We start from the raw sequence: 14,153 nt of genomic DNA, 5'->3' as shown, positions 1-14,153 counted from the left end.
AATTTATCGCCAAAGATATTTAATAAAGCTGAACGTTCTGCGATTCGTAAGATAATCCATATCATTTTCATGAATATAAGCCTCACGTTCAAAACTTAAATTTTGATAAGCCTTATACGTATCTAAATAGCAAATGGCACGAATTGCCCATTCGGTTAAATACAAAATATAAAAAGGTAGAATCAATAATTCTTGTTGCTGACGCAAATGAATTTTCTCATGATTTATAAGTACATCATCATTTTTTAAACTTCTATTTTTTAAAAATATAAAGGGCCATAGTGAAAGCCCCACATAATTTTTATAGAAGAAATGTCTAAAAACCAATATCATAGATTTACTTTGATAATACTATTACAAAGATAAAGCCAAAAATAGGTTACCAGAAAATTACTAGTTTTTGTTGCCAACAAAACCGATTAATGGTCAATCTATCGCTTAAGCGCTTTAATAGCTATCTTCTAATCAACATGCCCTTAGGTTATCAACAGAAAGAAGTAACTTTATACTATTAAAAGATATCGATTACATGAAAGAGATAATCCCCATAGAGGAAGGTGATTTTTATTGGTCTGAAAACGGATTTAGGGTATTCACAAAACAATTTCACCTTAAACGAGGATATTGCTGTGAGAGCGGTTGTAGACATTGCCCATATGGCTATGACCCAAAAACAAACATGCAATAAGTTTTAACATACCTCGGCATGATATTTGTATTTATTTTTTAATAGAAAATTTAGTACTTAAAACATATAACGTTATGAAAAACATCAAATTACTTGGCTTACCGCTGCTACTTTTAGTTTTTATTACTTCATGTTCATCAGTTAGTGTACTTTCTGATTATGATCAAAAAGCAGATTTTAACGGTTACAAATCTTATGCCTTTTACAAAACAGGTATAGACAAAGCACAAATATCTGATTTGGATAAAAAACGAATTCTAAGAGCTATTGAAACTGAAATGAGTTCTAGAGGCTTTGTAAAATCTGAAACACCAGACATATTGGTAAGCATTTTTACTAAAGAACAAGAAAGAGTTGATGTTTATAATAACAACTACGGTTGGGGCGGCGCCTGGGGATGGGGTTACAACCCTTACTCTTGGGGACCTGGTTTTGGCTGGGGTGGTGGTACTAGTGTAAGCGCAAGCACACAAGGTTCTCTATATATTGACCTTATTGACAATAAAACAAGCGAATTGGTATGGCAAGGTAAAGGTGAAGGCACACTATCTAACACCAAAAATATAGCAAAAAAAGAAGAACGAATTAGAGAATTTGTTTCTCAGATTTTAGAGCAATACCCACCTAGTACAGTTGCAATGAAATAATAAAAATTACAGTTTTAAAAAGGGGTTGTAGATGTATTCATCTACAACCCCTTTTTATTTATAGTAATGGAAAATGAGTATCGTTTTTTACCTCGTTTAAAACAAATGCACTTTTAACTCCGCCAATACTTGGTAACGAAGCTATTTTAAACTTGGCGAAATTGTAATAGGCATCAAGGTTTTTGACAATCACTTTTAATAGAAAATCAAATTCACCACCCACCACAAAACATTCTACCACTTCTGGGTATTTCATCACCTGCTCAAAAAAATCATCCATCATAGCACCTTTTTGAGCTTCTAATGAAACAAAGCTAAAGACAGTAATACTTTCTTCAATTTTATCTTTATTTAAGATTGCTACATAGTTCTTTATAAAGCCATCTTGCTCTAATCTTTTAATACGCTCATAAACGGGTGTTTTGGTCAGCCCCAATTGTTCTGCTATAGACTTTGCCACCGTCTTGGCATCTTTCTGTAATATTTTTAATATCGCTCGATCTATATCATCTAATTTCTCTGTCATAACTTTTTCCTGTTTTATGATTATAAGCTACATCTAAAAAGAACTTATTCCTTTAATAATATTATTTAAAAGTCATATTTCCTAATTTAAATAATATTAACAATTAATTGGACTGTAAATGATATATTTAATAGAAATATTGTGACTCAATAATTGAAAACTAAGCGTATGAATACTTCTGAATACGAAAGCAATCCTATTTTAGATAAGCTTCCTAAGCATTTAAGGCAATACATAAAGCCTCAAAACTATGAGGACTATACGCCTATTAATCAAGCTGTGTGGCGTTATGTAATGCGTAAAAACGTAGATTACCTAAGTAAGGTTGCGCATAAATCTTATTCTGAAGGATTACGCAAAACAGGTATTTCAATTGACAATATTCCTAACATGTACGGTATGAACCGTATTTTGAAGGATTTAGGCTGGGCTGCTGTTGCGGTGGACGGATTTATACCACCCGCTGCTTTTATGGAATTTCAAGCATATAATGTTCTGGTAATCGCGTCAGACATTCGCCAATTAGAAAACATTGCTTACACACCTGCCCCAGATATTATTCATGAAGGTGCCGGGCATGCTCCTATTATTGCTAACCCCGAATATGCCGCTTATTTAAGACGTTTTGGAGAAATAGGATGCAAAGCAATATCTAGTGCTAAAGATTTTGAACTTTACGAAGCGGTACGCCATCTTTCTATTATTAAAGAAGCCAAAGGCACGCCTATAGAAGAAATTGAAAAATCTGAGAAACATATAGAATTTCTTCAAGATAATATGGGCGACCCTAGCGAAATGGCTTTTATTAGAAACCTACATTGGTGGACGGTTGAATACGGACTCATAGGTACTTTGGATGATCCTAAAATTTATGGCGCGGGACTTTTATCATCTATTGGCGAAAGTCAATGGTGCATGACCGACAACGTCAAAAAACTACCTTATTCTATTGAAGCGGCAAAAACATCTTTTGATATTACCAAAAAACAACCGCAACTCTTCGTCACTCCCGATTTTGCATTTTTAAGTCAGGTGTTAGAAGACTTTGCCAATACTATGGCATTACGAAAAGGCGGATTATCAGGTTTGCAAAAACTTATAAATTCTAAAGAATTAGGTACAATAGAACTAAGCACTGGTTTGCAAGTATCTGGTAATTTCGAATCATTGATTTCTCATGAAGGCAAACCTATTTACTTTCAAACAAAAGGAAAATCTGCGTTGGCATACCGAGAAAAAGAATTAGTTGGGCAAGATATTAATCAGCATGAAACAGGTTTTGGATCCCCTATCGGTAGACTTAAAGGGATCAACATTCCTATAGAAGATATGAGTCCGAGAGATCTTAAAGCTTATAAAATTTATGAAGGAGAAATTGTTTCATTAGATTTTACAGGTGGTATTAATGTTACCGGTAAAATTATAACAGGTACGCGTAATCTTCTGGGCCGTATTATTCTGATCACTTTCGAGAATTGTAAAGTGACGCATAAAGGCATCACACTTTTTGAATCTAACGAAGAATTGTACAACATGGCTATTGGTGAAGAAATTGTTTCTGCATACCATGGTCCTGCAGATTTAAAGAGTTTTGACCTTTTAGATCATTCGCTAAGTACCGGTAGTCAAAATAATGGTCAACTAGGTTTAAGCGAGCTGGAATCGTACTATAAGCTTATTCGCGATTTTAGAGAAGGTAACAACACCATTATCTCTAGAACAAAGGTTTTTGAAGTTATACAAGAAAAATATCCGAAAGACTGGCTATTGCCGATTGAAATTTATGAACTGGCAATTTTAAGTAACGAAAAAATACTGCCGGAGAAAATAAAAGCACACCTTGAAAACATTAAGCGAGATCAACCTAACCTCGGACAATTAATTGATGACGGATTAGAATTGGCAACTATAAAAACTAAGGTTTAATAAGTTGTAAGCCATCTAAAGATTCTATGGTCTGTTCTTGATACGTTAATCGCCACCCCATAGAGTTGGTGAGAATATAGAATTTCTGCAATTCGCTTATTAGCCTGTTTTCGGCATTGGTACGTAATGCTGAAGCTTCTACCTTTTTCATTAAAGATGCCTTCACTGTTTTCTTTATTTTGTTATAATCTGCGGCATCAAACTGGTTCAGGTAATCTGCTGTTACGTCGTAATATTCAAAATCAGGATTCAGATTAATCTCTGCTTCGGGTATGCTTTTGATTTTTACCGTTTTGGTTGCTTCATCCACTTCAAACTCAATCTTACTTAAATCATAAGCTACCGTTACATCTGCATTTACCACCACCAATGCTTTTTTCTCCGCTCTTAAAAGCGGACCAAAAAGTTCTTTCGAGTCTTTATAATTATAGACCTCAGCAAAATGCCCCTCTGTTACCACTAATTTAGAAACATTGGTTATTTCTTGCTGAATGAGCATAGAATTTTCCTCTAGAATAGATTTATCTTCTTTGTCATCTTGACAAGTTTGAAAGGCAAACAATAATGTCGCTCCTATTACTAAGCCTAAAAATATCTTTTTCATAAAAAAACAATGTATTCGAAATTAAGGAACAAACGAATAAATAGCCTATCGTTTTAACGAAAAATGACCCGAAAGGCGTATTCCTGTATCGTAATTCAGGTATTTGAACCAATAATCATTTGATGGCATTTGGTTACCATTGTACATACCATCCCAAGAACTATTAGAAGTATTAGGATCAAGCTGCTTTAATAGCTTACCGTAACGATCATAAATAAATATACCTATATCACCTGTACCTGATAGTTTTGATGTATCCCAAACATCATAATAAGAATCATTATTAGGCGTGAAAAATTTAGGCAAACCCAAAGATTCAACACCCTGGCATGCAATAGGATCTATATTTATTGTAAATCTAGACTGATTAAAACAACCATTTTCTTCTGCAAATACATAAACTATCGTTGATGCTGAAATTTCATCACCAGCTAACAAAATGGATCCATTACCATCTGCTTCACTATAATAATCTTGCCCGTCAGGTAGTATCGGCAAAGTATATGTTTGGCAAGCAATAACGTCTTCGAATTCAGAAACTAAAACCTCAGTAATATTGACTAAAAAACTACTTTCATCAAAACAATCGCCCGTTCCCGAAGCACTTTCTGCATACACGTATATTATTTGCGATTCAGTAACCTCATCACCTGCATTTAATATCGATCCCGCACCACCTGTAGCAGTATAATAACTATTAAAAGGACTCAACCCTGGCAGAACATAAGCGTTGCAAACTTCGACATCAGAGAAAACATCTGCCACGGTCAAAGGATTTACAATAAGACTAAAAATAGTTTCGTCAAAACAGGTTTCAGATGCTTCGACCCTCACCGTAATATCTTGTTGGTTTGCCGTTGTATTGGTAAATATATCGGTTAGCGTAATTGCATTTCCTGTAGCATCAAAATAAGAAACTATCAACCCAGTTTGACTCCCTATTACTTGAGACTCAATAGCGACCAAATCTAAATTAAAGGTGGCAAAACCATCGGTATCCGTATCACATAGAACAATATCATCAACATCGTTTGCAGTAGGTCCGTCATTATTCACCGTTAAGGTAATTGGATTTCTCTCCAACAATAAATCTGTTACAATAGTGCTACTAATTTCACATGTATAAACGCCCGTATCCGCCACTTGAAGGTTCGTTAATACTAAGTCTGGTGTATTTGAATTTGGCACTGCAACACCATCCTTAAACCATTGATATACATTTGCACTACCGCTGACTGTAGTACTTAAAGTTATAGAACCATCAACGCATGCAGTTATATTCTCAATATCATTCACTAAAGCCTGGGGAGTATCAATAAAAAATAAAAAGCTTTCATAATAACTAAATTCATCTTCAAAATCTCCAAATTGAAAACGATTACCATTAATTCTAAATGTGGTTGTATTTGAAAAAATAAAATTAGGTATATCCCCCCCTATTCTATTATTCATGATATTAAGAGAACTAATATTGGTCCAGTTTACTAAACCTGCAGGTAAGATACCTTCTATGTTATTATCATTGACTTCAAATCCTCCAAGATTTATTAAGCCTGAAAAAGAATCGGGTATTGTTCCCGTAAAATTATTTTGACCTAGCCACAATGTAAGTAACGTAGTAATATTTCCAATTTCCTCTGGCAAATCACCCTCAAATTGGTTATTTCGAAGTATCAAAATCTCTAAAGACACTAAATTTTCAACCAATGGAGAAATAGCCCCTTCTAGCTGATTAAATTCTAATTGCAACGTTAATAAATTCATTAAACCATAAATACTTTCAGGAATTTCTCCTGTAAGATTATTATTGTTTAAAAGTAATTGCCTCAAATTTGAAAGCAACCCTAATTCTGGCGGAATTTCTCCAATGAGATCATTGTTGGATAGCCAAAGTGACATTAAATTATTTAAATTCCCTAGTTCAGTTGGGATAGTTCCGGTAAGTTGATTCCCCGAAAGTAATAGAGATTCCAGATTACCAAGGTTACCAAGTGTGGGCGGTATAGTACCAGTTAAATTATTTGCGTTCAACCATAAAGTCGTGAGGTTACTTAAACCTCCTAATATCGGTGGTATATTTCCAGAAAGTTCATTACCATTTAAAAACAATATTTCTAAATTCAGAAGATTACCAATACTTACTGGAATCGGACCTGTAAGACTTGGTTGATCAGAAAGGTCTAAATCAATTAGGTTCTGCAAATCGCCGATTTCATTTGGTATCGTACCTATCAAATTATTACCTGTGTTACCACCAACATCCAACAAAACTTGTGTAACATGATCATTATTAACGGTAATCCCATACCAATTAGTAACATCGGTATCTATCAACGGCGTTGCAAAAACCCAATTATCTGTAGGATCAGGATCGGTCTCACTAATCCAGTTCGGACCTCCGGTGTCATTATATAGTGCTTGCAATGCTTCTAATTCAATTAATGGAAGCTGAGCGCTAGCAATTACTACATTAAACATGAATAAAATAAGACAACTTAACTTTTTAATCATATTGGACATAAAACTGGAAAATAACGAAAAAACTATAGTATAAATGTCTAAGCATAATAAATTCGACAAGGTTCTTTATTCGCTTAGAAAATAAGGTCTGGATATTCTTTATGAATTTCAGATTTCAACACATTTAGTTTTAAAAGAAATTTCTGATGTTGTTCCGATTTTTCATTAAACGGTCTATGCAGCAGTCCTCTTTGAATTTTCTGAACTTTTTCCATAGTTAGGTATGCACTCGGGGCAATCCACACCTCAACAAATCTCTCCCAGATATAATCTATCGCCACCTCATTAGGGTGAATCATATCTTTTGCATAAAAACGATAATCTCGAAGCTCATCCATCATTAGTTCATAACTAGGAAAATATGAGATTTTATTCTCTAGAACTTTATGAATAGCAGAAATCAAGTGCGATTTGCTTAACTGATTTTCTACAAATCCGTCTTTTAAATGCCTTACAGGAGATACCGTAAAAATAAAATGAGCTGAAGGATTTACAGACTGCACCAAGGCAATAATTCGTTTTAAACTTTCAGCTACTTCATCGACACTTAACAATTCTTTCGTAAAATTGGATTGCGCTACTTTATGGCAATTTGCGACTACTTGATTGCTAGATGTATTTCGGTACACCCACGCTGTACCTAAAGTGATGATAATATGGCTGGCATTTTTTAATTGTGCAGCAGTCGAATTTAACGCCTCATTTAAATCTATAGTTATTTTTTCTTTGGATGGGTTACTCATGCAAGAATGCGCATCGAAACTATGCCATTGCTCATTAGCATTGAATACATCAGCTTCAATAAATAACTCTTGATTGACGGACTTTTGAATCAGTTTTTCAATTGCCAAGGGATGAAACAATATCCCAAACGGATTCTGTAATCTCTGAAATTTATAGTATTCTAATTTTGCCCCAATATTCTCAGAAAAACAAGAACCCAAAAGCAATAACTGACTTGAATAGTCAATCGGATTTTTAGATTTCGATAATGGTATTTTGGTTAAGAGATTCATTTAGGTCGCACACTCTCATTTAACTTATGAAACAATTGATACGGATAAATTTCATAAATAGCATTATCCTCCTTAATAGTATTATCTCCGTTTTCAAAAGCTTTTTTCTCCCACTCACCTCCTTCTTCATTACCCAACTTCGTCATACTTCTTCCTTTAAAATAAAGTGCATCTGCAAAATTAACGTACACCTTTAATGACATATCAAAAGATGCAATCGCCTCTTTATAATTACCCAGTTCAAAATCGGCGATACCTAAATAATACCAATCTAAATAATGACAGGCTTCTTGCGGCGAATCGTTCGGAAAATCCTTCAACTGCTGCTCTTTACTAAGTAACAAGAATTCTTTGGCTTTAGAGAATTTATTTAATTGAAGGTAATCTAGACCAATATAAAAATTATAAGTGTGATCCATTACATAACCATCACCATATTCTTTTTTGGCTCTCATAAATTCAGATATTGATTTTAGGTAATCTTTTGAGAATATACATCTCATAAAACCACTATAATCTAAATATTTTTCTGGATTGTGCTCAACTGCCTTTTCTAAAAACGGTCTACCTAATTGATACTTTCTAGCTTTATATAACGGCATTGCTTTTTGCTGCCAAAGCCAAGCATTTGTCGGATCTATTGTAAGTGCAGAATCTAAATACTGCTGATGCTCTAGAGAATGCAAGGGAGTTTGAAATGATTTTTCAACATACTCCCTAATATGCATTGAGTCTATACCAGTTAAGATGTTTGATTCCACTCTATCAGAACTCTCAACACCATCTTGATTTTTATTTGAAAAATTGCAAGACGAAATAACTAGCAATAAGATGAAATACTTTTTCATAAAACTATCGTATGATACAGCTTCTTAAACTGTCTTTATAATTAAATATTCTATGGCTAAAGAGTGAAAAAAGAATCTATTCAAATTCAACCTTATTATTTATTATACTCAATTTCGACTTTAAAACTGATAAAAAAAAGAACCCAAAATCAAGTATTGAATATTGTAATCAACACTTGATTTTGGGCTTCAGTACATTTAATCTTTGTACGAAATTTCATTTTTAAGCCATGTTATTTCGCTAACTTCTTTGCAGACTTAGCTATTACATCACTAAGGTAACCTAAATTTTTCGCTTTTAAATTGTAACCTAAACCAGTAATGTATTCTCTAAAAATTACTTCTCCGGTTTTTGAATTTACTACCTGAACAAATCTTTCTGCATTGGCTCTGGCATAACGCAAATAATAGAATTCTTTATTTTCTTCAATTGCTTTATCTAAATCTTCAGTAGAAATAAACTCATAGTCATAATCATATTTACTAAAAAGCTTCTCAACTTCTTTATCTTCACCATCAGAAATTTCTGCGGTAAAAGCATTTGTTCTTTGAGTGATATAGTTTGGTACATACAATTTAGAAGTGGTCAAACTTGCAATCTTTTTAGCATCATAATCTTTCTCATACATCCAATATGTTTCACCTTTCGCTATAAGGTCATTTGTTTGTTGAAAGTAATTTTTTAAAAATCCTGTTGAATAATTAAAGAAAACATTTTCAGTATACATTTTCTCTACAATAACTTCCTTTTCTTCAGAAAGGGCGGTATTTACAAATTCTGATGTTGGAAAAAGATAAATTTTAGCTACTGGCTTTTTATTATTTCTGAAAATCTCATTAATCTTTTCTTCTCTTTTCTTCTCTTTTTTCGCTTTAACCTTAGATAATTTTTCATCTATGGTCTCAGCATCATACAATCCGATATTGATATAGGTATGTAATGAATGTACAACACTACCCATTTTAGTAGTTTTAGAACGTTTGAACCCAACAAGCTCTGCTATAGAGTAATTTTTGTTATAATACTCTTGTAAATCATATTCACTTTGAGGAACTATTTTATAAGGGGTCACTGTCCAAGTTTCCTCTAAAATCTTTGCATATTCATCGGCGTCAATAACATCTGACAAGACAAAAATGGTCGTTGAGGCTTTAAATTCTTCTAGTGCCTTAGGTTTTAAATCTGATGACTTACCTACATGGCGCGCACCAAAAGAGACCTGTGAAAAGCCTGAGAAACTTATGAACGCCAGTAATAATAAAAAATAATTCTTCATGGTTAAATGTTTAATTGGTTGATATAGAACCACATTTAACCATGATTATTGTATTTTATGTTGTTTTAGAACTTACCCCAAATAACCCTCAGCCTGTGCCAATGCCTCTTCTATACCTGCCGGATTCTTACCTCCTGCTGTTGCAAAGAAAGGTTGACCACCACCGCCACCTTGTATATACTTACCAAGCTCGCGAACAATAGTACCTGCATTCAAATTCTTAGAAGCCACTAATTCTTTAGATACATAACACGACAATAATGCTTTTCCGTTTTGCTCTGTACCAAACAGCAAAAACAAATTATCTTTATCAGCACCCATTTCAAAACTTAAGTCCTTTATACCGGCAGCATCTAAATCTATCTTTTTTGCTAGAAATTGAACTCCGTTTACCTCTTTAAGTTCTGATAGTAGTTCTCCTTTTAGGTTCTTCGCTTTGTCTTTCAACAATTCGGCTACTTGTTTTTTTAGACTGCTATTTTCATCTTGAAGACTTGAAACCGATTTTACAGGATCCTGAGTATTACCCAGAACAACTTTTATTTTCGACAATAACTTATCATTATCTACATGCAAATCTTTAACCGCGTCGCCTGTAATTGCCTCTATTCTTCTTATACCGGAAGCAACAGCACCTTCTGACTTAATTTTAAATTGCCAGATATCACCTGTATTCTTTACATGTGTACCACCACACAATTCTATAGATTGACCAAAACGGATTGTTCTAACCGCATCGCCATATTTTTCACCGAACAATGCCATGGCACCATCAGCAATTGCAGTTTTCATAGGTACATTTCTTTCTTCTTGAAGTTGTAATTGTCCGTCGATACGAGCGTTCACAAAATTCTCTACTTCTTGCAATTCTTCTTGTGTCATTTTAGAAAAATGAGAAAAATCGAATCGTAAGTGTTTAGAATGTACTGCTGAACCTTTTTGCTCTACGTGGTTTCCTAAAATCTCTCTTAAAGCTTGATGTAACAAGTGTGTTGCCGTGTGGTTTGCTTCTGTTCTGCTACGTTGTTTTTTATCTACTACTGCTTTAAAACTCTCGCCTAAATGCTTAGGTAAGTTCTTCGCAAAATGAATAATTTCATTATTCTCTTTTTTGGTATCGGTAATGTACACGACATCGCCATGGGTATCTTCTAAATATCCTTTATCCCCTACTTGACCACCACCTTCTGCGTAGAACGGAGTTAGATTGAACACCAACTGAAACTGTGTTCCGTCTTTTTTAGAAACTACTTTACGGTATTTGGTAATTTTTACTTCAACATCTAGCATATCATAACCAACAAACTCCTGTTCGTTATCATCCTGTAAAACTTCCCAATCTTCTTTTGAAACTACTGATGCCGATTTAGAACGGTTTTTTTGCTGCTGCATAGCTTCATCAAATCCTGCCTCATCTAGCTTAAATCCTTTTTCACTAAGAATCAGAGCAGTTAAATCTATCGGGAATCCGAATGTATCATACAACTCAAAAGCTTTACCACCATCGACTGTTTTACCTTTTGTGTTTTTTATAATCGTATCTAAAAGCAACAATCCTTGATCTAACGTTTTTAAGAAAGAATGCTCTTCTTCTTTAATTACGTTTTCAATTAATTGCTTTTGATTTTTCAATTCTGGATATGCATCTCCTAAAGAATCTGTCAAAACATTTACCAAACGGAACATAAAAGGTTCTTTGGTATTTAAAAATGTGAATCCGTAACGTACGGCTCTTCTCAATATTCTTCTGATCACATAGCCTGCACCAGTATTACTTGGCAACTGACCATCTGCAATCGAAAACGAAACGGCACGTATATGATCACTGATAACACGAATAGCGATATCAATTTCCTCATTTTTACCGTAATCGGAATCTGTAATCGTTTCTATTTCGCGAATTAACGGTGTAAATATATCAGTATCGTAATTCGATTGAACTCCTTGCAATACCATACATAAACGCTCGAAACCCATACCGGTATCTACATGCTTTGCTGGTAAATTCTCTAACGAACCATCTGCCTTACGGTTGTATTGCATGAATACAAGATTCCAAATTTCTACAACCTGCGGATGGTCTTGATTTACAAGACTTGCACCAGAAACTTTTGCTTTTTCTTCTTTAGAACGAATATCTACATGAATCTCTGAACATGGTCCGCACGGACCTTGATCACCCATTTCCCAGAAGTTATCCTTCTTATTACCCATGATAATTCTATCTTCAGGCACAATACTTTTCCAAAGCTCAAAAGCTTCTGTATCTAATTCTAATTTATCTGCATCTTTACTTCCTTCAAAAACAGATACGTACAAACTGTCTTTATCAATTTTAAGCACATTGGTCAATAGCTCCCATGCCCATGTAATGGCTTCTTCCTTAAAATAATCACCAAAACTCCAGTTACCCAACATCTCGAACATGGTATGGTGATAGGTATCTTTACCAACCTCTTCTAAATCGTTATGCTTACCGCTTACACGCAAACATTTTTGAGTATCTACCACTCTTGAGCTTTTAGGCTGACTTATGCCTAAAAAGTATTCTTTAAACTGATTCATTCCCGCATTTGTAAAAAGCAGGGTCGGATCATCTTTAATGACCATTGGTGCAGAAGGCACGATTTTGTGTTCTTTACCTTTGAAAAAATTCAGAAATTGAGTTCTTGTATCTTTGGAATTCATCTAAAATGCTAAGCTTTTACAAATTTTAACGGTTTATATAAAACTATCTTTATATTTGTTTGTTTCGTAATAATTAAAAAACAAAAATAGGATAAATTACATACATGTCTAAGGTAAAATACTATTACGACCCAGACACGCTGTCGTACCGAAAAATAGAACCCGAAAAATCTAAACGTTATAGAAATATAGCCTTCTTTATTTTGGGGTCATGCATTTTTGGTTTTTTAGCACTTATTCTTCTGCTTAACACCAACTTAGTCAATACACCAAGAGAACTTTCTTTATCTCGAGAAGTGAAAAATTATGAGCTTCAATACGAGTTGCTAAATAAGAAAATGGAGCAGATTGAAGAGGTTCTAGGTAATATAGAAGACCGAGACAATAATATTTATCGTTTATATTTTGAAGCTAACCCAATACCAGACGAACAGCGTAAAGCAGGTTTTGGTGGTATAAACAGATATAAATCTTTAGAAGGTTTCAATAATTCTGAAATGATTGTTTCTACTACAAAGAGACTAGATATCATTAAAAAGCAAATGGCCATACAATCTAAATCTTTAGATGAGATTACCAAGCTGGCTGAAGAAAAAGAAAAATTACTAATGTCGATACCGGCAATTCAGCCTATCAATAACGAGGACCTAAAACGTATGGCTTCTGGTTATGGCTGGCGTTCAGATCCTTTTACCAAGGCTAGAAAAATGCATTACGGTATGGATTTTACCGCCCCAAAAGGCACACCTATATATGCTGCAGGTGATGGTAAAATTACGAGAGCTGATAATAACTCATCTGGATACGGAAAACATATACGTATTGAGCATGGCTACGGATATTTGAGCCTATACGCCCACCTAAGCCAATATAACGTTAAGAAAGGGCAAAAAGTAAAACGAGGCGATTTAATAGGTTTCGTAGGAAGCACAGGAAGATCAGAAGCTCCACACCTTCATTATGAAGTATGGAAAGATAATGATAGAATCAACCCTATGAATTTCTACTATGGTAGTTTATCGCCAGAAGAATTTGAGAACATGTTGAAATTCGCTAATCAAGAAAACCAATCACTAGATTAATGCAGATAGAACTCCCTGAAAAAAGATATTATGGTATTGGCGAGGTCGCCCGTGCCTTTGGCGTAAACGCTTCACTAATTCGTTTTTGGGAGAAAGAATTCGACGTGCTTCAACCTAAAAAAAATGCGAAGGGAAATAGAAAATTCACTCCCCAAGACATTAAAAATCTTCAATTAATATATCATTTGGTAAAAGAAAGAGGTTTTACTCTCGATGGTGCCAAAACTCATTTAAAAGAAGAAAAGCAGAAAACACTTTCTAATTTTGATATTATTCAAAAGCTTGAACGTGTAAAAGCAGAATTAAATAAAATTAAAGACCAGTTATAACA

The 14,153-nt window shown here is 34.2% G+C and carries 13 protein-coding genes; 5 read left to right on the top strand and 8 right to left on the bottom strand.

Going from position 1 to position 14,153, the window contains the following annotated elements:
• Window positions 1-3: 3 nt before the first annotated feature.
• Complete coding sequence (locus QSV08_RS19920) at window positions 4-333, bottom strand: hypothetical protein (protein WP_324025445.1); 330 nt, start codon at window positions 331-333, stop codon at window positions 4-6.
• 196 nt (window positions 334-529) lie between these two features.
• Here QSV08_RS19920 and QSV08_RS19915 point away from each other — a divergent pair, with 196 nt between their 5' ends.
• The gene (locus QSV08_RS19915; RefSeq protein ID WP_166638585.1) at window positions 530-688 is read left to right on the top strand and encodes a DUF5522 domain-containing protein; all 159 of its coding nucleotides are present in this window, start codon (window positions 530-532) and stop codon (window positions 686-688) included.
• A gap of 74 nt (window positions 689-762) precedes the next feature.
• Window positions 763-1,335, top strand: a complete 573-nt coding sequence (locus QSV08_RS19910; RefSeq protein WP_324025444.1) for a DUF4136 domain-containing protein — start codon at window positions 763-765, stop codon at window positions 1,333-1,335.
• A 58-nt stretch (window positions 1,336-1,393) separates the two neighbouring features.
• Here QSV08_RS19910 and QSV08_RS19905 read toward each other — a convergent pair whose 3' ends face one another.
• The gene (locus tag QSV08_RS19905; RefSeq protein ID WP_073240354.1) at window positions 1,394-1,861 is read right to left on the bottom strand and encodes an Lrp/AsnC family transcriptional regulator; all 468 of its coding nucleotides are present in this window, start codon (window positions 1,859-1,861) and stop codon (window positions 1,394-1,396) included.
• A 168-nt stretch (window positions 1,862-2,029) separates the two neighbouring features.
• Here QSV08_RS19905 and QSV08_RS19900 point away from each other — a divergent pair, with 168 nt between their 5' ends.
• Window positions 2,030-3,787: an aromatic amino acid hydroxylase gene (locus tag QSV08_RS19900; protein ID WP_324025443.1), complete on the top strand. Its 1,758-nt coding sequence runs from the start codon at window positions 2,030-2,032 to the stop codon at window positions 3,785-3,787.
• On the opposite strand, the gene QSV08_RS19895 is transcribed toward QSV08_RS19900, so the two are convergent.
• The 6 genes from QSV08_RS19895 to alaS form a co-directional block, all read right to left on the bottom strand.
• Window positions 3,777-4,391 (bottom strand): DUF4230 domain-containing protein, encoded by a 615-nt coding sequence (locus QSV08_RS19895; protein ID WP_324025442.1) that lies wholly within the window; start codon window positions 4,389-4,391, stop codon window positions 3,777-3,779. The two genes, QSV08_RS19900 and QSV08_RS19895, sit on opposite strands and share 11 nt — an antisense overlap.
• A 45-nt stretch (window positions 4,392-4,436) precedes the next feature.
• Window positions 4,437-6,902, bottom strand: a complete 2,466-nt coding sequence (locus tag QSV08_RS19890) for a T9SS type B sorting domain-containing protein (protein WP_324025441.1) — start codon at window positions 6,900-6,902, stop codon at window positions 4,437-4,439.
• 83 nt (window positions 6,903-6,985) lie between these two features.
• Complete coding sequence (locus QSV08_RS19885; RefSeq protein WP_324025440.1) at window positions 6,986-7,927, bottom strand: GSCFA domain-containing protein; 942 nt, start codon at window positions 7,925-7,927, stop codon at window positions 6,986-6,988.
• Window positions 7,924-8,775, bottom strand: a complete 852-nt coding sequence (locus tag QSV08_RS19880) for a tetratricopeptide repeat protein (RefSeq protein WP_324025439.1) — start codon at window positions 8,773-8,775, stop codon at window positions 7,924-7,926. Before QSV08_RS19880 ends, QSV08_RS19885 begins: the two co-directional genes overlap by 4 nt.
• Window positions 8,776-9,008: 233 nt before the next feature.
• Window positions 9,009-10,052: a hypothetical protein gene (locus QSV08_RS19875; protein WP_324025438.1), complete on the bottom strand. Its 1,044-nt coding sequence runs from the start codon at window positions 10,050-10,052 to the stop codon at window positions 9,009-9,011.
• Window positions 10,053-10,124: 72 nt separating this feature from the next.
• A complete protein-coding gene (gene alaS / locus QSV08_RS19870) occupies window positions 10,125-12,740 on the bottom strand; it encodes an alanine--tRNA ligase (RefSeq protein WP_324025437.1) in 2,616 nt (871 codons plus the stop codon).
• Between the two features lie 104 nt (window positions 12,741-12,844).
• Here alaS and QSV08_RS19865 point away from each other — a divergent pair, with 104 nt between their 5' ends.
• Window positions 12,845-13,822, top strand: coding sequence for a M23 family metallopeptidase (locus tag QSV08_RS19865; RefSeq protein WP_324025436.1), 978 nt, complete (start codon window positions 12,845-12,847; stop codon window positions 13,820-13,822).
• Window positions 13,822-14,151 (top strand): MerR family transcriptional regulator, encoded by a 330-nt coding sequence (locus QSV08_RS19860; protein WP_027066328.1) that lies wholly within the window; start codon window positions 13,822-13,824, stop codon window positions 14,149-14,151. Before QSV08_RS19865 ends, QSV08_RS19860 begins: the two co-directional genes overlap by 1 nt.
• The last annotated feature ends 2 nt before the right edge of the window (window positions 14,152-14,153 follow it).

The organism is Maribacter sp. BPC-D8, from assembly GCF_035207705.1.
Classification (GTDB): Bacteria; Bacteroidota; Bacteroidia; order Flavobacteriales; family Flavobacteriaceae; genus Maribacter.
Note: the sequence above shows the minus strand (reverse complement) of the source record. Positions and strands in the feature narration are given on the sequence as shown.